The organism is Arthrobacter sp. P4_H3, assembly GCF_056400885.1.
Window position 1 is genome coordinate 139,244 of sequence record NZ_JBFUKK010000005.1, and the last position, 17,787, is coordinate 157,030.

Here is a 17,787-nt window from a genome sequence, read left to right on the forward strand (position 1 = left end):
AGGGCGGGGCGGCGCAGGGTGATGGGACGTTACGGGGACTTTTTGTGACGACTCCGGTTTGCGGACGGTTCGTTCGGCGGTTATGGTCTTGGCTATGACTAACCGTTGGTATGCGTATTTTTCGTTGGCTCTGGAGGGGCCCGCGTCTAACTGACACGCATCCAACTTTCCTTCAGAGCCAACAGGGCAGAGATCATTCTCTGCCCTTCGCCATTTCTCCGGCGGGTTCTGATCTGGGCCCGCTCCGCACCATCCGGAACAGGACCCGCACCCATGAGTACCGCAGCAGCCACCGAAACGCATCCTTCCAAGTCCACCTCCAATCTGCGCGTCAGCGAATTCCAGGCGCTCTCGTCACCGCAGGACATGATCGCGGAACTCCCGCTGGACGCCCGGGTGGCAGACGTCGTCGAACGTGGCAGGGACGAAGTCCGGGCCATCATGGACGGCGTGGACGACCGCCTGCTGGTGATCGTGGGACCCTGCTCCATCCATGACCCCAAGGCGGGCCTGGAATACGCCCGCCGGCTGGTAAGCCAGGCTGAAAAGCACAAGGAAGACCTCCTGGTTGTTATGCGGACCTACTTCGAGAAGCCGCGCACCACCGTGGGCTGGAAGGGCCTCATCAACGATCCCCACCTTGATGGCAGCCACGACATCGCCACTGGACTGCGTGCCGCCCGCCAGTTCCTGAAGCAGGTCACCTCGCTGGGCCTTCCCACCGCCACGGAGTTCCTGGAACCCATCAGCCCGCAGTACATGGCGGACCTCGTCTCCTGGGGCGCCATCGGGGCACGCACCACCGAAAGCCAGATCCACCGCCAGCTTGCGTCCGGGCTGTCCATGCCGATCGGGTTCAAGAACGGGACCGACGGCGACCTGCAGGTTGCCGTGGATGCCTGCAGCGCCGCGGCGGCGTCCCAGGCGTTCCTGGGAATCGACGGTGACGGCCGGGCCGCGCTCGTGGCCACGGCCGGCAACCCGGACACGCACGTGATCCTGCGCGGCGGGCGCAAGGGCCCCAACTACTCCGCCGCGGACGTCGAGGCGGCGTCGGCGAAACTGGCCGGCAAGCAGCTCAACCCGAGGCTCATTGTGGACGCCAGCCACGCCAACAGCGGCAAGAGCCACCACCGCCAGGCTGAGGTGGCCTTCGAAATCGGAGCACAGCTGGAGGATGGCGGAACCGCCGCCTCGTCCATTGCCGGCGTTATGCTGGAGAGTTTCCTGGTGGGCGGTGCGCAGAACCTGGATGTGGCCGAGCACGCTGCCGGCACTGACGAGCTGGTCTACGGCCAGAGCGTCACCGACGCCTGCATGGAGTGGGATGTCACGGCGTCGGTGCTGGGACAGCTTGCAGCGTCCGCGCGCAAGCGCAGGGGTGCTCTGCAGGGCTGAATTTTCAGGGTTTGACCGGGCGCGTGCCCGGAAACTGGTTACGCGGAATGACTTTCACTATGGCACCATCAGCCACTAGAGTAACTAGCACAGGGTAGGTTGATGGCTCAGCATCGGCACACCGCAATGGGGTTTCAATGGGGTTGCCTTTATCAGCTGTTAACAAAAGGAATAAGGGAAATGTCCGCAGAGTCGAACTTCTCGAACGCTCAGTTCCTGACTGTGGCCGAAGTGGCCGAGCTCATGCGCGTTTCCAAAATGACCGTGTATCGCCTTGTCCATTCCGGGGAGATGCCGGCCGTCCGCTTCGGCAGGTCCTTCCGGGTGCCGGAAAGCGCCGTCGAACAGTACGTCAAAGGTGCTGTTGTGGAAGGCCAGTCGGACACCGCATAGGCTCCTTCGCGGCCGCCGCCGTATGTGCCTTCAGGCGTGCGGTCAGTGGGTGCGTCGGATAAGCGGTACCCTGTTAGGGAACGTTTTTCGTTATTGTAAGAATCTGTTTGTTGTTTAGTCTGTTGCCTAGTCCACGGACCTCTTCCATCAGACAGGTACTCCATCTAGTTTGTAAGGAACTTTCGTGGGTTCAGTTATTAAGAAGCGTCGCAAGCGTATGGCCAAGAAGAAGCACCGCAAGTTGCTTCGTAAGACCCGCCACCAGCGCCGTAACAAGAAGTAGAGATACTTCCTACAGCGTGAGATGCCCGTTGCCTTTGGCAGCGGGCATTTTTCTTTGGGCCGGGTGAAGCCCTACGACGTCCGCTGCAGAGCGGCCCTGCCGCTGAGGCGAATGTGGGTTAGACGGTGGGGCCGCGGAAGCGGGTGAAGCCCCGCCAGAGGCCGTAGATGGCCCCGCCAATCGTGGCCGCCTTCAATCCCAGCGTGGCAGCGCGGCGGCCTGAGCGGAAGTCGTAGACAGGCCAGTTGTTGTCGCGGGCATGGCGGCGAAGCCGGGAGTCGGGGTTGATGGCCACCGGATGGCCCACCATGCTCAGCAGCGGAATGTCATTGTGTGAATCGCTGTAGGCCCAGCAGCGGTTCAGGTCCAGGTCCTCGGCGTCCGCGATGCCCTGGACAGCCACGGCCTTGGCCTGCCCGTGCAGGATGTCGCCCACCAGCCGGCCGGTGTACGCGCCGTTCTCAATTTCGCCCACGGTTCCCAGGGCTCCGGTCAGGCCCAACCGCGTGGAAATCACCGTGGCCACCTCGATGGGTGTCGCCGTCACCAGCCACACCATGCGGCCCACCCGTAAGTGTTGCTGGGCCAGGGCCTTGGCGCCGGGCCAGATCCTGGACTCGATCATTTCGTCGAAGACTTCTTCGCCGAGTGCCTTGATATCCTCCACTGTGATGCCGGCTGCCAGCGTCAGCGCCGAATCGCGGACCGCATGGACATCGTCCATGTTCTCGCCGCGGAGGACGAACTTGAACTGTTTCCACGCCATGCCGGCCGCCTGCGGCAGCGTGAACGCGCCGCGCTGGTGCATTTTGCGGGCCACGTGGAAAAGGCTGGCGCCCTTCATGAGGGTGTTGTCGACGTCGAAGAAGGCGGCCTCGCCGTGATGGGACGCACCGGCGGGCTGCCGGACTACGGCGACGTACTTCTCCTCGGGCATGCCTTGAGTCTAGTCAATGCCCGCCCGGCCTTGGTGACGTCGCGGCGGGACGGCTGCCCGGGCTACGGTTAAGGCATGGCAAAACCCGACGTCGTCCTGATCACCAAAGCTGACTGCCACCTCTGTGAGGCGGCGCGCGATGCCGTCGGACGCGTCACCGCCGCATTGGGACTGGAGTGGACGGAACAGTTGGTGGACAACCGGCCGGAACTCCGTGAGCGGTATGCCGAAGAAATCCCCGTGGTTCTCGTCGACGGGATCCAGCGTGACTTCTGGAAGATCGACGAAACCCGCCTGGACCGGGTCCTGCGCCAGGCCATGGCCAAGTAGGACGGCGGGGAGCTGCATGGGGACGCGGCCGGGAGACGCCGAAGCACGGCGGCACTATGCACCGGGAGCCGTGGCGCGCCGTGACTCCTGCTTTGTTGGCAGTGCAGACGGGGCTCTAGAGTGGACTCACAACGCGACGCAATGGAGCAGATAGTGACTTCGCTGGATTCTTCCCCCGAGGCTGTCCACGGGGATGGCGGTACTGCGGCCAAGCAGATTCCGCCCGCCGCCGTGGCCCGGCTGACCATCTATTTGCGTGCCCTCACCACAATGCTGGCAGAGGGTGTTGAACGCGTCTCCTCCGAATCGCTGGCCGAAGCCTCCGGCGTGAGCTCGTCCACGCTCCGGAAGGATCTCTCCCACGTCGGGTCCTACGGCACACGCGGCGTCGGCTACGAAGTGCAGTACCTCAGCCGCCACATCTCCGCGGCGCTGGGCCTGACCCGCGACTGGAAAGTGGCAATCGTGGGCGCCGGTAACCTGGGCAAGGCCCTGGCGCGGTATGGCGGCTTTGAGTCCCGCGGGTTCGACGTTGTGGCGATTTTCGACGCCGACCAGATGGTGGTGGGCAACGAAGTCGGCTGGCTGCGCGTCAGTGACGTCGCGGACCTCGAGCCCGTCCTCCAGCGCACCGGAACCAACATGGTGGTGCTGGCGCTGCCCGCGGCCGTGGCTCAGGGTGTATGCGACCGCGTTATCGCAGCCGGAGTGCGCAGCATCCTCAGCTTCGCGCCGGTGATGCTCCAGGTGCCGGCCGGCGTAAACCTGCGCAAGGTGGACATGGCCACCGAACTGCAGATCCTTGCCTATCACGCACAGCGAACCCAAGGCCCGGACGACGCCGAATAGCTTCGACGCCGAATAGCTTCCGGCCTGCCCCGGCCAGCCCGGGGTCCGTTCACGGGGGTGCGTCCCGGGTCTACCAGCGCTCAGCGCCCGTAGGGGTAGCCTGGTTGCGCATAGGGGCTCCCGAATGGCTGGTACTTCCGGAAGAACGGCGCGGACGCGGGGAGATACAGGAGCACCATCCCGGCCACGCCGGCCAGGATCGACAGCGTGCCCAGCCCCATTTCGAGGACGCCAAGCAGGGAGAACGCAGCAAGGATGGTCCCGAGGACCCGCGCCCAGTTGCGGCCCTTCCTGATATTGAATGCGACCAGCGCATACATCAGCACACCGATGGCGGCTATTAGCGCCACCATTCCCACGATGACTCCCTTGAGGGCCTCGAAATCCACGTCAGCTCCGCTGGTTGCCAGCCTGGCATCGAACTGACTGCGCATTGCGGGGTCGTCGATTGAACCTATGGACAGGAAGACCGAGCTGACCCACAGGACGCACGCGCCGATCAGCAGCCAGAAGGAGGTGTTCACGAGCGGGGGAGCGGCGCTGGAAGCCGCAGTCCGCTGCTGCGGCATCTCTGAAGGGTAGACGAGGAACTGTTGCTGCCCGAACTGCTGGGGCTGCCCGTACTGAGGGCCCTGCCCGTACTGAGGAGGCTGCGCAAACTGAGGGCCCTGCCCGTACTGAGGAGGCTGCGCAAACTGAGGGCTCTGCCCGTACTGAGGAGGCTGCTGGACGTACTGACCGCCGGATTGGGGGTCGTTGGGATACGACGGCGGGACGGGCGGAGTGCTCATGTTGATCCTTTGCAAATCGGCTACTGACTAAACACCTGCCGGGATCAGCCACGTCTTTCTGCCCCCAGCGTCACTTTGGTTACACGGTACCGCGCGCAGGAGCGATCTGTGGATAGTTTTCACCTCAATTTCGGCTCAAGGAGCGGCCCGCCAAAACACAGCAGGCGCGGACTCCGGAGTCTGGCGGCTGATGCCGCTGACATTCCGAAGTCCACGCCCGCTGGCTGTGGAATTGAGGTGCTGCGTTGTGGCGCTGCTTGGCTGCCGTCAGGCAGCCCGGCCGACGTTAGCGGCCGTAGGGGTTGCCCGGCTGGGAGTAGGGGTTCCCGAAAGGCTGCTGCTTCTGGAAGTACGGCGCGGAGGCCGGGAGGTAAAGCATCACTATGGCTGCAATGCCAAGCAAAACTGCCACCGTTCCGATGCTGAGCGGGAGGAGGCTGAAGATCGAAAAGGCCGCCAGGACGGTGCCCAGGATGCGGGCCCAGTTCTTGCCCTTGCGCACGTTGAGGGCCACCAGCGCGTAAAGTCCCGCGCCGATCAGGCCTACGACAACCATCATGCCGATCACAACGCCCTTGATCGACTCGAAGTCGACGTCCGCTCCGCCGGCCCGCATCTGCTCTTCGAACGTACTCCGCATGGCGGGATCATCGAGCGCCGGAATGGCAACCAGGAGGGAGATGAGCCACAGGGCGCCTGCCGCAACGATCATCCAGAAGGCGTTATTGACCATTTTCGGAACACCGCCGGCGGCTGCACCCTGGGGATGCTCGGACGGGTACTGGGCGTACGGTGACTGGCCGTACTGCTGGGGGGCCTGGCCGTAGGGCGGCTGCGGCTGCTGGCCGTACTGTGGCGGCGTGCCCTGCTGTCCGAACTGCTGCGGCTGCTGGCCATACTGGGGTGCGGCGGGGGACTGCTGCCCGTACTGCGGGGCTGCAGGCGACTGCTGCCCGTACTGGGGTGCCGCGGGAGTCTGCGGCTGCTGGCCGTACTGGGGTGCCGCGGGAGTCTGTGGCGCGTGCTGCCCGTACTGGGGTGCCGCGGGAGCCTGCGGCGCGTTCTGCCCGTACTGCGGTGCCGCGGGAGTCTGTGGCGCGTTCTGCCCGTACTGCGGTGCCGCGGGAGTCTGTGGCGCGTTCTGCCCGTACTGCGGTGCTGCGGGGGACTCTGGCGCGTTCTGGCCGTACTGGGGAGCGTCAGGCTTACCGTTCTCAGGTTCGTTCGGGTTGGCCGGCTGGGCTGGAGGCGTGCTCATAGTTGGTCCTTTGCGGGTCGACTACTGATTAAACGGGTACCGGGATCAGTAACGGTGCCCTGCCCCCAGCATGGTTTGCTTCCACCGTACCCCTCTCCGGCCGCGCGGTGGATCATTCCTGAGAGGTATTCCGAATTGGGGAGAGCGCATTAAACACAACCCACAAAACACAGCGCCCGCTCCGTCGCAGTGACGGAGCGGGGCGCTGTGTTGGCGTGCGGTTCTTCCCGGGCGCAGTAACTATGCGGCCGGGGCGATGAACGCGAGCTCAAGGTTGATGGCAACCTTGTCGCTGACCAGCACGCCGCCGGCTTCCAGGACGGCGTTCCAGGTCAGGCCGAAGTCCTTGCGGCTGATGGTGGTTTCAGCGGTGAGGCCGGCACGGGTCATGCCGAACGGGTCCACTGCCACGCCGTGGAGCTCGGTTTCGAGTGCAACCGCGCGGGTGACGCCCTTGATGGTGAGATCGCCCTGGAGTTCGTAGGCGTCGCCCTTGGGAACGATCGCGTTGGAAACGAAGGAGATTTCCGGGAACTTCTCGACGTCGAAGAAGTCTTCGCCGCGGACGTGGCCGTCGCGGTTGACGTCGCCCGAGTCAAAGCTGGCGGTCTGGATGGTCGCGTTGACCTTGGAATCGGCAACGTTCTCTGAGAGGTCCAGGGTTGCTGCTGCGTCCTTGAACTGGCCGCGGACCTTGCTGATGCCTGCGTGGCGCACGGTGAAGGCGATTTCGCTGTGCGAGTTGTCGAGGGTCCAGGTGCCGGTGGTGATGTTGGTGGGCAGTGCCATGGTGTTGCTCCTTGTGATCTGTGGTCGGAATCTCTTGCGGAAGGATGTCTGATCGCCAGCCGAAACTTCTTTGGTTGAAGTCTCAACTAACTGCTTCACCAAGTATAAACATGCATTTGCATCTTTTATTCCAACTCTTGGGAACATTTCTTCAAACCTTCCAGTTCTACTTCTTGTAGAAGATTTCAGATCACCCGACATCTTTGAGAAACTGGTAAACATGCCCCAAGCCACTGTTCATCTCCTTCGCCACGGCGAGGTCCACAATCCGGACGGCGTCCTCTACGGACGGCTGCCGGAATTCCACCTCTCCGCACTCGGACAGCAGATGGCCAAGACGCTCGCCGTGCACTTCAGCGAGCGCGCCGCGCAGGGGGCCAAAATCGTGCATCTGGTGGCGTCGCCGCTGACCCGGGCGCAGGAAACAGCGCTACCCATCTCCGAAGCGCTGCACCTCGAAATCAACACCGAAGACCGCATCATCGAGGCCGGGAATCACTTCGAAGGCCTCAGGGTCAACAAGGCCGAACTCCTCAGGCCCAAGCACTGGCCGCACTTGCGCAACCCGTTCATTCCGTCGTGGGGCGAGCCCTATAAAGACCAGGCCGCCCGCGTCATCGCCGCGGTCCAGGACGCACGCCTGCGTGCCATCGAACTGGGCGGCGACGGTGCCGAGGCCATCCTTGTCAGCCACCAGCTCCCCATCTGGTCCACGCGGCTGAGCGCCGAGGGCAGGCCCCTCTGGCACGATCCGCGCAAGCGCGAATGCACGCTCACGTCCCTCACCTCGCTGGTGTTCGACGACGACGGCACCCTGCTGCGCGTGGATTACAGCGAGCCCGCTGCCGCCCTCCTGCCCGGCGCCTCCAGCACCCCGGGGGCCTGAGCGTGGCCGGATCCAAGACCAACAACGCAGACAACACAGGCAACGCCGCCAGCAAGGCGATGCGCCAGGCTTCCCGCCGCAGCGTCCTCGCCGTCGGCGGCCTGGGTCTGGCTGCCCTGACGCTGGGCCTTTCCGCGTGTGCGCAGGAAGACGCCCTGGCCAAGCAGGCCAAGGCCGGGGACAACAAGAATTATGTGGCCGGCGACGGGTCCGTGACCGAATTCGCCGCCGCGGACCGCAAATCCGCCGTCAGCATCAAGGGCACCCTGTTCGACGGAACTACCGTGGAGCCAGCGGACTTCCTCGGAAAAGTCACCGTCCTCAACTTCTGGTTCGCTGCCTGTGCGCCGTGCCGCGTCGAAGCGCCGTCGCTGGAAGCGTTGCACCAGGAGTTCAAGGAGCAGGGCGTGCAGTTCTACGGCGTGAACCTCCGCGACGAAAAGGCTGCCGCCGAGGCGTTCGACAAGACCTTCAACCTGACCTACCCCAGCTTCCATGACAAGGACGGCGGCGTGCTCCTGGCCGTCTCCGGGCTGGTGCCTCCCGGTGCCGTGCCCACCACGCTGGTGCTGGACAAGCAGGGCCGGGTTGCGTCCCGCGTCCTGGGCGAAATCCAAAAGGGCACGCTCAAGGCCCTCATTACCGCCGCCGTGGCAGAGTGACGGCGGCGCCCTCACCGTGAACAGCCCCTTCGCCGAAGCCATCCTCAACGGTTCGCTGCTGCTTGCCATCCCCGTGGCGCTGCTGGCCGGACTCGTGTCCTTCCTCTCCCCGTGCGTCCTGCCGCTGGTGCCGGGGTACCTGGGCTACGTCACCGGACTGACCGGCGTGGACCTGGAAAAGCAGAAGCGCGGCCGGATGCTGGCCGGAATCGGCCTGTTCGTGCTCGGCTTCTCCGTAATTTTCGTCCTGCTGGGCGGGGCGTTCGGCCAGCTGGGGTCCATGATCAGCGGCGGTCAGAATGCCTGGATCACGCAGGTGCTGGGCATCCTGGTGATCATCATGGGCGTGGTGTTCATGGGCGGATTCAGCTGGCTGCAGCGGGACGCCAAGATCCATGCCAAGCCGCCCGCCGGGCTGTGGGGTGCGCCGCTGCTGGGCATCACCTTCGGCCTGGGGTGGGCGCCGTGCATCGGTCCCACCTACTCCGCCGTCCAGCTCCTGAGCATGTCCGGGGGGTCCTCGGCCGCCAAGGGCGCCTTCCTGGCCTTCGTCTATAGCCTCGGGCTGGGCATCCCGTTCCTGCTGATCGCCCTGGCCGTGCGCCGCGGCGTCGGCGTGATGTCCTTCTTCCGCAAGCACCGGCTCGCGATCCAGCGGATCGGCGGCGGCATCCTGGTGGTGCTCGGCCTGCTGATGGCCAGCGGAGTGTGGGGCGCCTGGGTTTCCGGGTTGCAGTACTGGTTCCAAACCGATGTGAAATTGCCGATCTGATGAGCGAGCGAGTGAACAAACAGAAGAAGTCCCCTGCCCCGGAGCAAACAGCGCCGGAACGCGGCAAGACCGGAGCAGCGACTCCCGTGGCCAAGGCCAAGGCCGAAGCTGCCCTTCCGGCGCTGGGACCGCTGGGCATGCTCCGCTGGGCCTGGACCCAGCTCACCAGCATGCGCACAGCGCTGTTCCTGCTCCTCCTGCTGGCCGTTGCAGCGGTGCCCGGATCGCTGTTCCCGCAGCGCCCCGCGAACCCCTCGATCGTCACGCAGTACATCGCGGACCACCCGGACTACGGCAAGATCCTGGACTCCCTCCAGCTCTACGACGTCTACTCCTCGGCGTGGTTCTCCGCCATCTACATCCTGCTGTTCATCTCGCTGATCGGCTGCGTGGTTCCCCGCGCGATCGCCCACTACAAGGCCATGCGCTCCCAGCCTCCGCGTACTCCGGCGAGGCTGTCCCGCCTGCCCGAGTACGGCACGCTGGTGATCCCCGCGGACGCCGGGATCCCGGCGTCGGCCGCTATTGCAGACGCTGCCGCGAGGCTGAAGAAGCGCGGTTACCGCGTTGACGTGAGGGACGACGACGGCGCGCGGCCCTCTTTGGGGGCCGAGCGCGGCTTCTTCAGGGAAGTGGGCAACCTGGTCTTCCACACGTCGCTGATCGGCGTCCTGGTGTCCGTGGCCGCCGGCGGGCTCTTTGGCTACAGCGGCCAGCGCATCCTGGTGGAGGGCGACACGTTCGTGAACAGCCTGGTGGGTTACGACCAATTCACGCCGGGCAGCAACTTCCAGAGCAGCGAGCTGCAGCCGTACTCCATCCAGCTGGACAAGTTCCAGATCACGTTCGACCGCGAATCGAAGGGCAAGTTCGGCCAGCCCATCGACTTCAAGGCGGACGTGACCACCAAGGAGAATCCGGATTCGGCGGCCGAGAAGCAGGTGCTGAAGGTCAACGATCCCGTGAGCCTCGGCGGCACCAGCGTCTACCTGACCGGCAATGGCTACGCCCCGGTTGTGACCGTCCGCGACGGTGCCGGGAATGTTGCGATGGAGGGGCCTGTAGTAGCCAAGCTGCAGGGGGACAACTACTACTCCTCCGTGGTGATCAAGGTTCCGGACGCCAAACCGGATCAGCTCGGGTTTGCCGGCTTCTTCCTGCCCACCGCGTTCGTCACCGAGGAAGGCGTCTCCTTTAGCGGTGATCCGGAACTGATCAACCCGCAGCTCACCCTGAACTCATACTTCGGAGACCTTGGCCTGGACGCGGGCTCGCCGCAGAACGTCTTCGAGCTCGACGTGAAGAAGCTGACGCCGCTCAACGCCCGGAACCTCGACGCCGGCGGCATCACCCTGGCTCCCGGCAGCACTTACACGCTCCCGGACGGCAAGGGCTCGATCAGTTTCGATGGCGTGAAGCGCTACATCGGCGTGGATATCCACCACAACCCGGGCCAGCTGTACGCCCTGATCTTCGCGCTGCTGGCCGTGGCCGGGCTGGTGACCTCGCTGTACGTGAACCGCCGCCGGGTCTGGGTCCGCACAGGCACGCACGAGGACGGCCGCACCATGGTGGAATACGGGCTCCTGGCCCGCGGAGAGGACCACCGCCTCGCCGCGGAGGCCGCAGCGATCCGTTCACTCCTCACGGACGAATGGGACCTGGACTCCCAGAATGCTCCCAGCGGGCAGATGGATAATGGCCCGGCGGGGAGTGTCCCGGCCGGCGGCGTCCCCACGGACAGCAGCAAGGCCGGCAGCGGCAAGAACGAGGCCGCCACGGACACGCCCACACAAGACTTCATCCAGTCAACAGCCGGCTCACCCGAGTCGAAGAAGGACCAGTAATGTTCCCCATCAACGAAACCATGGGCCAGTACAGCGAGCTCTTTATGCTGCTGGCGGCCGGCACGTACACCGTGGCCTTTATCGCCTTCGCGTGGGACCTGGCCAAGAGCAGCAAGGCGCTGCGCGCAGTGGACCTCAAGGCTGCTGCCGCGGCGGGTGCGTCAGACTCCGCAACGGCCAAGGTCCCGGTCGGTGCCGGGGTGGGGGCCGCCGTCGACCGTGCAGCTGTTGACCGTCCCGCAGTCGACCGGGCCGATTCGGACGTCAGCGGGCCGATAGGCCGCGCCGAGCGGCCGTCGTCGGCAACGGGTGGTTTGTCCACGGGCGCCGCAGGCGGTGCCGGGCAGACGGCCGACGCCGGCATGCGTTACGCCGCCGAACGCCGCGTACCTGCCCGCGTTGCGGTTGCCCTGACCGTGCTTGGTGCCGCGATCCACGCCGCCGGTGTGGTCACCCGTGCCATCGGCTCGGGCCGCGTGCCGTGGGGCAACATGTACGAATTCCTCACCACCGGTGCCTTCGTGGCCGTGGCTGTCTTCCTGCTGGTCCTGATCCGCCGCGACCTGCGCTTCCTGGGCACATTCGTGATCGGCCTGGCCATCATCATGCTCGTTGCGGCCTCCATCGCCTTCTGGACCCCCGTGGGCCACCTGGTTCCGGCGCTGCAGAGCTACTGGCTGATCATCCACGTCTCCATCGCCGTGATGTCCTCCGCGCTGTTTACGCTGACCTTCGCCATGTCCGCCCTGCAGCTGGTGCAGGCCCACCGGCAGAAGACCATCGCCGCCGGCGGCGCCGACAAGCTGGGCTTCATGCGCCTGGTGCCTTCGGCGCTGAGCCTGGAAAACCTGTCCTACCGCATCAACGCGATCGCGTTCGTCGGCTGGACGTTCACGCTGATGTTCGGCGCGATCTGGGCCGAGAAGGCCTGGGGCCGGTTCTGGGGCTGGGACACCAAGGAAGTCTGGACGTTCGTGATCTGGGTGGTCTATGCAGGCTACCTGCACGCCCGTGCCACACGCGGCTGGACCGGCACCCGTGCCGCCTGGCTGTCGATCGTCGGCTACCTGTGCGTAGTCTTCAACTTCACCATCGTGAACCAGTTCTTCAACGGACTGCACTCCTACTCGGGGCTGTAGGCAGGGGGCGCCTTTGCTGCGTCCCCTACCCCCTGCGCCCTGCCCCCTGCGCGATTTCTGCCCGATTTGCCACTAATGGCCGCTAGGCCACCCGCTTAGCGGCCATTGGCGTCAGATGGCCGACGACGCCGGGACGGTTCAGGTGCCCAGCCACGCTCCACGAGCGCTTTCCGGACACGGGTCACGGCCCGGGGCTCCGTGCCGGGTGCGAAGGGATCGAGGTCGCTCTGGGTCAGCACCACTACCCGCCATCCCGCCTCCTTGGCATCCTCGTCCCGGCCGATGTCGCTGCGGCGTTGTGCAGGTGAGGCGTGGTGGCCGCCGTCGTACTGGATGGCGACCTTTTCCCGCTCGTAGGACATATCCGGGTCCTGGATCCACCTGCCGGAGGCGTCAAGCATGGGCACGTTGATGGCCGGCTCGGGAAGGCCATGGCGACGCAGTAGCAGCCTGACTTCCGTCTCCTTGGGGGAGTCCGTCCTTGTCCGCAGCAGGGCACGGGCCCGCATGGCCCTGCGATAGCCGGGCTTACCGGTCTTGCCGGACAGGAAGTCGTCCAGCTCGGCAAGAGTGGCGAGCGGATTCCTCCGTCGGAACAGAAAATCCCCGGCTATGACAAGGTCATCGGGACCAAGGATTCCCGCAAGGTCGAACCACGTCCGCAGGGGAGAGGTGCATTGCACGTGCCGTCCGCTGGTGATTTCCGCAGGCTCCAGTATCAGCTGGTGGCCCACCACACCCTTCCGCCGGACGGCCCGCTGGCCCGGACTGCACGTCAAATGGACGACGTCGATGTTCTGCAGGTCCAGCGGCAGCGGGAAACCCCACAGCGCGGCCGCAGAAAGATGGCTGACCACCGCTCCAGTGACAGCGACGAGGGCGGTGCCACGAAGCAGCAACGTATCCCCGGCCAGTGCTGAAACGCGTGCCCCGCGACAGGGCTGCACCAGGTCGCTTGCCCTCAGGCGCCGCCTCGTCAGGCCCGCGGACCGGGCCTGCGCCACAGTGAACGGACCGTGGCGAAGGTCCTGCGGAAGCTCGGAGGGAAGGCGCATAGGAGCATTTTGACCCCTTAGCAGGACGGCCACTCCCTTATCCACAGCCCCGTCCCAATGTGGAGGACAGGTGGAGGTTCCGGACTGCCGCGGGCCGGCGGGCAGTGGTGATTCTCCAGGCGCCGCCGTTTAGCCACTAACGGCCGCTATGCGTGGAGAATAGCGGCCACTACCGGCAAATGGGGAACGCAGGCACGGCTGAACCTGCTGCCGAACCGGGCCTACTTGAGCAGGCTTTGAGCAGGCTTACCCGACCGGGCCTATTTGACCTCGTCCGTGCCGTGGGAGTCGGTCTCGGGGTGGTGTGATTCTTCGGAGTGCTTGTCGCCCCGGTGGCTGCCGTTGCCTTTGGCCTCGCCTGCTCCGCCCGTGCCGGAAGCACCGCCGTTGAGCTTGTGCTCTTTGGCCTGGAGCTCGTCCTTGAGCTTCTTCAGGCGGTCCGCTTCGGCCTGGTTGCGGCGGCGGATTTCGAGGTTGCGCAGGAAATCGGGGTCGTCATCCGGCGCGACGGTGTGGCTGTAGGACTGGGGGGCGGGGCGGCTTCCGCGCGGCCGTCCGATGATGAACCACAGTGCCGCACCCACCACCGGCAGGACAGCAACGACGATGATCCAGGCAGTCTTGGAGATACCCCTTGTGAGGTGCTTTTCAGTGCGGATCACGTCCACGATGCCATAGACGTATATGGCAAGAACGGCGACGGCGACCAATACACGGGGCATACCATTAGTCTACCGTCCGGACGCCTGCAGCACTGCCCTCCCGATGTTTCGGCTGCCGGGCCCGGCCGCATTCCGGCGGGCTCCCTCCCGGGCAGGGGCTCCACCGCACAACTGGCGGGGGCTTCGACGCCGGACGGCTAAACTTGAACCGTGGCTTTTATGAAATACTCCCTGATCCGTCTGGCGCTGTTCGTGCCGTTGCTCGTGCTGTTCAGCTTCCTCGAGGTGGGAATATTGCTGGCCGCTGTCTTTGCCGGCCTGATTGCCTTCGCCATCAGCTACCTGTTCTTCCAGAAGCAGCGCGACGCCGCTACGGCCAGCCTGCATGAGCGCTTCTCCGGCCGGGCCAAGCCCATCCGCACCGCCGGTGAGGTGGAAGACGCCGACGCAGAGGACACCTTGGTGGACGCCAACCCGGACATTACGGTCCGTTCGGAAATTCCCCGCACTAAAGCACCCCGCACGGAAGCTCCCAGCAAAGAAGAAACTCCCCGCAAGGACGCCTGAGCCAGCCCGGCTGTATCCCTACAGCCCGTGATCCCTACAGCCCGTGGCTCAGGATGAGGCCCACGGAGAACAGCACGCTGTAGCCCAGGTTGATCAGGCCCGTCTGCTTGAGGACGGGGATGAGGCTCTTGCGCTTCCGGCCGTTGATCATCAGCCATGACGGCATCAGGCTGGCCGGGATCAGCAGCAGCACAATGAGCATCCACGGGCGTGCGGGTGCCAGGACCACCACCAGCAGGATGGCTACGGCCAGCATCAGGACGTAGCTTTCGCGGGCGTGCTTGTCGCCGAGCCGCACGGCCAGGGTCTTCTTGCCGGCCTGGATATCCGTGGGGATGTCCCGGACGTTGTTGGCCATGAGGAGCGCACACGCGATCAGGCCGGTGCCGATGGCCCCGATGATGGCGGCCAGGCTCAGCTGCCCCGCCTGCGTGTACGTGGTGCCCAGGGTGGCCACGAGGCCGAAGAACACAAACACGAACACGTCGCCCAGGCCCATGTAGCCGTACGGGTTCTTGCCGCCGGTGTACCCCCAGGCGGCCAGGACGCATCCAAGGCCCACCAGAATGAGCCACCACGCCTGGGTAATGACCACCAGGACCAGGCCGAACAGCATGGCCAGCCCGAACGCGGCGAACGCCGCCCGCTTCACCATCTCAGGCTTCGCGGCGCCCGAGCCCACCAGGCGAAGGGGTCCCACGCGGTCCTCGTCGGTGCCGCGGATCCCGTCCGAGTAGTCGTTGGCGTAGTTCACGCCGACCTGGAGCAATAGGGCCACCAGCGCGGCCAGGACGGCGTTGAGCGGCTTGAAGGCGTCCATCTCGAAGGCCGCGGCGGTGCCGATCAGGACCGGTGCGATGGCAGCCGGCAGGGTGCGCGGTCGGGCGCCTTGGATCCATTGTGCGGCTGTGGCCACGGTCAGTACTCCGATTGGTTCGTTGTTCATTTCAGTGCGGCCGGAGGGTTAAACCCGCCGAAATCCTGCCGCTCCGGCCCTTCGGCCGGGGCGGGGCTTCTCTATTTTCCCTGATGCAGCGCGTCCAGCAGAACAGTCATGCCCAGCCGGTCCGGTTTGCCGTTGGGCAGCATCATCAGCTCGCTGGCAGCGAGGACGGTTTTCGGAGCCAGCCGGCCCAGGCCGTCGTGCCGCTTGGCGGTGAAACCCTCGATGCCGGCGGGGGAGCTGTCCTCCACTGCAACGTATGCGGCCACGGCCTGGCCCCACTCTTCCGAGGGGACGCCCGCCACGAAGGCCGCCGTCACGCCGTCGAGCTTTTCCAGCTCGGCCTGCACATGCGTGGCGGAAACTTTCACGCCTCCGGTGATGATGACGTCGTCGGCGCGGCCCAGCACGGTGAGCTTCCCGGTGGCGTCGATGGAGCCGAGGTCGCCGGTGCGGTACCAGCGGACGCCGTCCTCCTCGAAGAAGTCGTCGGCAGCCGGTCCGGCTTCGCCAAGGTAGCCGGCGGCCAGGGTGGCGCCGCCCAGCAGGATCCTGCCGTCCCCGTCGACCCGTGCCAGGACGTCCTCGAGGGGGAAGCCGTCGTACACGCAGCCGCCGCAGGTCTCCGCGGAACCGTAGGTGGTGATCACGCGGACGCCGGCGTCGCGGGCCGCATCGAGCAGTTCCGGAGAGGCGGGGCCGCCACCGAGCAGGATGCCGTTGAACCGGCGCAGCACGGCCAGCGTTTCGGCCGACGGCGCGTCCAGCAGCCGCTGCAGCTGCGTGGGCACCAGGGACGTGAAGCGGATCTTGTCCGTGAGTTCCTGGGCGGCCGCGGTGAACGCTTCGGGCGTGAACCCTGCGGAGAGGTCCATGGCCCACGGCCGGGTGCCGGCGAAGAGGGAGCGCACCAGGACCTGCACCCCGGCAACGTACTGCAGGGGGAGCGCGAGCAGCCACTGGCCCTCGCCCTTGAGCGCGAACGCGGTGGCCACGGACGACGCCGCCAGGGCTTCCACGGTGAGGACCGTCGCCTTGGGCGTGCCGGTGGAACCGGAGGTACGCACCACCACGGCGGCGTCCTCGAAGCCGGGCGTTTCCACAGCGGAAACCACAATGTTGCCGTCAGCGTCGGCGGAAAGTTCGACGGCGGGGCCCTCGCCGTGGAGGGCGTCCGCCAAGGCTCGCAGGGCAGAGTCGATGTTCGCCGGTTCGATGTTCGGGGGCTGGGAAGTCACAGGGGCTGCCTTAGGAGTAGTGCGGCTTAGAAGTAGTACGGGAACTGGGACCAGTCGGGATCGCGCTTCTCGAGGAAGGCTTCCTTGCCCTCCACGGCCTCGTCCGTCATGTACGCCAGCCGGGTGGCTTCGCCGGCGAAGACCTGCTGCCCGGCCAGGCCGTCGTCGGCAAGGTTGAAGGCGAACTTGAGCATCCGGATGGCCTGCGGCGACTGCCGGGCGATGTCCGCCGCGTACTCCAGAGCAACTTCTTCAAGCCGTTCGTGGTCCACGGCCTCGTTCACGGCGCCCATCCGGACCATGTCCTCGGCCGAGTATTCGCGGGCCAGGAAGAAGATTTCGCGGGCGGCCTTCTGGCCGATCTGGCGCGCCAGCAGCGCGGAGCCGTAGCCGGCGTCGAAACTTCCCACGGTGGCGTCCGTCTGCTTGAACTTGCCGTGCTGGCGCGAGGCGACGGTGAGGTCGGAAACGACGTGCAGCGAGTGCCCGCCGCCGGCCGCCCAGCCGTTGACGACGGCGATGACCACCTTGGGCATGGTGCGCATGAGCCGCTGGACTTCCAGGATGTGCAGCCGGCCCGCGCGGGCGGGATCGATGGTCTCCTTGGTCTCGCCCTCGGCATAGCGGTACCCGTCCCTGCCCCGGATCCGCTGGTCCCCGCCCGAGCAGAACGAGTGGCCGCCGTCCTTGGCCGACGGCCCGTTCCCCGTGAGCAGCACCGTGGCCACGTTGGGGGTCATGCGGGCGTGGTCCATGGCGCGGTAGAGCTCGTCTACGGTGCCCGGGCGGAACGCGTTCCGGACCTCTGGACGGTTGAAAGCGATGCGGACAGTGGGCAGGTCCCGCAGCACGGCGCCGTCCGAGTCCCGCTCAACCTGCCGGTGGTAGGTCATGTCCTGGAAGTCGTCGAAGCCGGCCACGGTGCGCCACCGGGAGGGGTCAAAGACGTCGGATACCTTGGCTGGGAATTCGTTGCTCACAGACCGAG

General features: G+C 65.7%; 20 protein-coding genes. 11 read left to right on the forward strand and 9 right to left on the reverse strand.

All coding sequences use genetic code 11. The features are described 5' to 3' along the window. Nucleotides 1-273: 273 nt before the first annotated feature. The 3 genes from AC1DRE_RS08755 to AC1DRE_RS08765 all read left to right on the forward strand — a co-directional run bounded on the left by AC1DRE_RS08755 (nt 274) and on the right by AC1DRE_RS08765 (nt 2,074). Nucleotides 274-1,398, forward strand: a complete 1,125-nt coding sequence (locus AC1DRE_RS08755; RefSeq protein ID WP_476984261.1) for a 3-deoxy-7-phosphoheptulonate synthase — start codon at nt 274-276, stop codon at nt 1,396-1,398. Nucleotides 1,399-1,578: 180 nt separating this feature from the next. After that, nucleotides 1,579-1,791: a helix-turn-helix domain-containing protein gene (locus tag AC1DRE_RS08760; RefSeq protein ID WP_043429999.1), complete on the forward strand. Its 213-nt coding sequence runs from the start codon at nt 1,579-1,581 to the stop codon at nt 1,789-1,791. A gap of 184 nt (nt 1,792-1,975) precedes the next feature. Beyond that, nucleotides 1,976-2,074, forward strand: a complete 99-nt coding sequence (locus AC1DRE_RS08765) for a 30S ribosomal protein bS22 (protein ID WP_003792170.1) — start codon at nt 1,976-1,978, stop codon at nt 2,072-2,074. 118 nt (nt 2,075-2,192) lie between these two features. Here the strand turns inward: AC1DRE_RS08765 and AC1DRE_RS08770 are convergent, their stop codons facing one another. Beyond that, nucleotides 2,193-3,011, reverse strand: a complete 819-nt coding sequence (locus tag AC1DRE_RS08770) for an HAD family hydrolase (protein WP_104173322.1) — start codon at nt 3,009-3,011, stop codon at nt 2,193-2,195. A 75-nt stretch (nt 3,012-3,086) separates the two neighbouring features. Here AC1DRE_RS08770 and AC1DRE_RS08775 point away from each other — a divergent pair, with 75 nt between their 5' ends. Continuing rightward, nucleotides 3,087-3,341 (forward strand): glutaredoxin family protein, encoded by a 255-nt coding sequence (locus tag AC1DRE_RS08775; RefSeq protein ID WP_104173321.1) that lies wholly within the window; start codon nt 3,087-3,089, stop codon nt 3,339-3,341. 153 nt (nt 3,342-3,494) lie between these two features. Next, the gene (locus AC1DRE_RS08780) at nt 3,495-4,190 is read left to right on the forward strand and encodes a redox-sensing transcriptional repressor Rex (RefSeq protein ID WP_476984262.1); all 696 of its coding nucleotides are present in this window, start codon (nt 3,495-3,497) and stop codon (nt 4,188-4,190) included. 80 nt (nt 4,191-4,270) lie between these two features. Here the strand turns inward: AC1DRE_RS08780 and AC1DRE_RS08785 are convergent, their stop codons facing one another. From AC1DRE_RS08785 to AC1DRE_RS08795, 3 genes are all read right to left on the reverse strand, one after another. Then, nucleotides 4,271-4,981 (reverse strand): hypothetical protein, encoded by a 711-nt coding sequence (locus AC1DRE_RS08785; protein WP_476984263.1) that lies wholly within the window; start codon nt 4,979-4,981, stop codon nt 4,271-4,273. A 286-nt stretch (nt 4,982-5,267) separates the two neighbouring features. After that, nucleotides 5,268-6,239, reverse strand: a complete 972-nt coding sequence (locus AC1DRE_RS08790; RefSeq protein ID WP_476984264.1) for a hypothetical protein — start codon at nt 6,237-6,239, stop codon at nt 5,268-5,270. Nucleotides 6,240-6,479: 240 nt separating this feature from the next. Continuing rightward, nucleotides 6,480-7,028: a YceI family protein gene (locus AC1DRE_RS08795; RefSeq protein WP_364124997.1), complete on the reverse strand. Its 549-nt coding sequence runs from the start codon at nt 7,026-7,028 to the stop codon at nt 6,480-6,482. 220 nt (nt 7,029-7,248) lie between these two features. Here AC1DRE_RS08795 and AC1DRE_RS08800 point away from each other — a divergent pair, with 220 nt between their 5' ends. From AC1DRE_RS08800 to ccsB, 5 genes are read left to right on the forward strand one after another with little or no spacing between them, the layout of a single operon-like run. Next, nucleotides 7,249-7,914 carry a histidine phosphatase family protein gene (locus AC1DRE_RS08800; protein WP_476984265.1) on the forward strand — a complete coding sequence of 222 codons (666 nt, stop codon included), beginning with the start codon at nt 7,249-7,251 and terminating at the stop codon, nt 7,912-7,914. Nucleotides 7,915-7,973: 59 nt separating this feature from the next. Continuing rightward, nucleotides 7,974-8,576, forward strand: coding sequence for a TlpA family protein disulfide reductase (locus AC1DRE_RS08805; protein ID WP_476984563.1), 603 nt, complete (start codon nt 7,974-7,976; stop codon nt 8,574-8,576). Nucleotides 8,577-8,592: 16 nt separating this feature from the next. Next, nucleotides 8,593-9,348 carry a cytochrome c biogenesis CcdA family protein gene (locus AC1DRE_RS08810; protein ID WP_011693118.1) on the forward strand — a complete coding sequence of 252 codons (756 nt, stop codon included), beginning with the start codon at nt 8,593-8,595 and terminating at the stop codon, nt 9,346-9,348. Further along, nucleotides 9,348-11,195, forward strand: a complete 1,848-nt coding sequence (gene resB, locus AC1DRE_RS08815; RefSeq protein ID WP_476984266.1) for a cytochrome c biogenesis protein ResB — start codon at nt 9,348-9,350, stop codon at nt 11,193-11,195. Before AC1DRE_RS08810 ends, resB begins: the two co-directional genes overlap by 1 nt. Next, nucleotides 11,195-12,334: a c-type cytochrome biogenesis protein CcsB gene (gene ccsB, locus AC1DRE_RS08820; protein WP_476984267.1), complete on the forward strand. Its 1,140-nt coding sequence runs from the start codon at nt 11,195-11,197 to the stop codon at nt 12,332-12,334. The genes resB and ccsB overlap by 1 nt, the downstream gene beginning before the upstream one ends. A gap of 95 nt (nt 12,335-12,429) precedes the next feature. Here ccsB and AC1DRE_RS08825 read toward each other — a convergent pair whose 3' ends face one another. Beyond that, nucleotides 12,430-13,389 (reverse strand): hypothetical protein, encoded by a 960-nt coding sequence (locus tag AC1DRE_RS08825; protein ID WP_476984268.1) that lies wholly within the window; start codon nt 13,387-13,389, stop codon nt 12,430-12,432. A 260-nt stretch (nt 13,390-13,649) separates the two neighbouring features. Beyond that, nucleotides 13,650-14,111: a PLD nuclease N-terminal domain-containing protein gene (locus AC1DRE_RS08830; protein WP_476984269.1), complete on the reverse strand. Its 462-nt coding sequence runs from the start codon at nt 14,109-14,111 to the stop codon at nt 13,650-13,652. Nucleotides 14,112-14,270: 159 nt separating this feature from the next. Here AC1DRE_RS08830 and AC1DRE_RS08835 point away from each other — a divergent pair, with 159 nt between their 5' ends. Beyond that, on the forward strand, nt 14,271-14,618 hold the full coding sequence (locus tag AC1DRE_RS08835; RefSeq protein ID WP_476984564.1) for a DUF4229 domain-containing protein: 348 nt from the start codon (nt 14,271-14,273) through the stop codon (nt 14,616-14,618). 34 nt (nt 14,619-14,652) lie between these two features. Here AC1DRE_RS08835 and AC1DRE_RS08840 read toward each other — a convergent pair whose 3' ends face one another. The 3 genes from AC1DRE_RS08840 to AC1DRE_RS08850 form a co-directional block, all read right to left on the reverse strand. After that, on the reverse strand, nt 14,653-15,534 hold the full coding sequence (locus AC1DRE_RS08840) for a 1,4-dihydroxy-2-naphthoate polyprenyltransferase (RefSeq protein ID WP_476984565.1): 882 nt from the start codon (nt 15,532-15,534) through the stop codon (nt 14,653-14,655). 101 nt (nt 15,535-15,635) lie between these two features. Then, nucleotides 15,636-16,799: an AMP-binding protein gene (locus AC1DRE_RS08845; protein WP_476984270.1), complete on the reverse strand. Its 1,164-nt coding sequence runs from the start codon at nt 16,797-16,799 to the stop codon at nt 15,636-15,638. 26 nt (nt 16,800-16,825) lie between these two features. After that, entirely contained in the window at nt 16,826-17,779 is a 954-nt protein-coding gene (locus tag AC1DRE_RS08850) for a 1,4-dihydroxy-2-naphthoyl-CoA synthase (protein WP_476984271.1), read from the reverse strand. Nucleotides 17,780-17,787: the final 8 nt, after the last annotated feature.

Bases quoted from the DNA above. Each gene is read 5' to 3' on its own strand.
- AC1DRE_RS08830 (WP_476984269.1), bottom strand. From the start codon at position 14,111: ATGCCCCGTGTATTGGTCGCCGTCGCCGTTCTTGCCATATACGTCTAT.
- AC1DRE_RS08825 (WP_476984268.1), bottom strand. From the start codon at position 13,389: ATGCGCCTTCCCTCCGAGCTTCCGCAGGACCTTCGCCACGGTCCGTTC.
- AC1DRE_RS08835 (WP_476984564.1), top strand. From the start codon at position 14,271: ATGAAATACTCCCTGATCCGTCTGGCGCTGTTCGTGCCGTTGCTCGTG.
- AC1DRE_RS08760 (WP_043429999.1), top strand. From the start codon at position 1,579: ATGTCCGCAGAGTCGAACTTCTCGAACGCTCAGTTCCTGACTGTGGCC.
- AC1DRE_RS08800 (WP_476984265.1), top strand. From the start codon at position 7,249: ATGCCCCAAGCCACTGTTCATCTCCTTCGCCACGGCGAGGTCCACAAT.
- AC1DRE_RS08785 (WP_476984263.1), bottom strand. From the start codon at position 4,981: ATGAGCACTCCGCCCGTCCCGCCGTCGTATCCCAACGACCCCCAATCC.
- AC1DRE_RS08775 (WP_104173321.1), top strand. From the start codon at position 3,087: ATGGCAAAACCCGACGTCGTCCTGATCACCAAAGCTGACTGCCACCTC.
- ccsB (WP_476984267.1), top strand. From the start codon at position 11,195: ATGTTCCCCATCAACGAAACCATGGGCCAGTACAGCGAGCTCTTTATG.
- AC1DRE_RS08805 (WP_476984563.1), top strand. From the start codon at position 7,974: ATGCGCCAGGCTTCCCGCCGCAGCGTCCTCGCCGTCGGCGGCCTGGGT.
- resB (WP_476984266.1), top strand. From the start codon at position 9,348: ATGAGCGAGCGAGTGAACAAACAGAAGAAGTCCCCTGCCCCGGAGCAA.
- AC1DRE_RS08770 (WP_104173322.1), bottom strand. From the start codon at position 3,011: ATGCCCGAGGAGAAGTACGTCGCCGTAGTCCGGCAGCCCGCCGGTGCG.
- AC1DRE_RS08755 (WP_476984261.1), top strand. From the start codon at position 274: ATGAGTACCGCAGCAGCCACCGAAACGCATCCTTCCAAGTCCACCTCC.
- AC1DRE_RS08790 (WP_476984264.1), bottom strand. From the start codon at position 6,239: ATGAGCACGCCTCCAGCCCAGCCGGCCAACCCGAACGAACCTGAGAAC.
- AC1DRE_RS08795 (WP_364124997.1), bottom strand. From the start codon at position 7,028: ATGGCACTGCCCACCAACATCACCACCGGCACCTGGACCCTCGACAAC.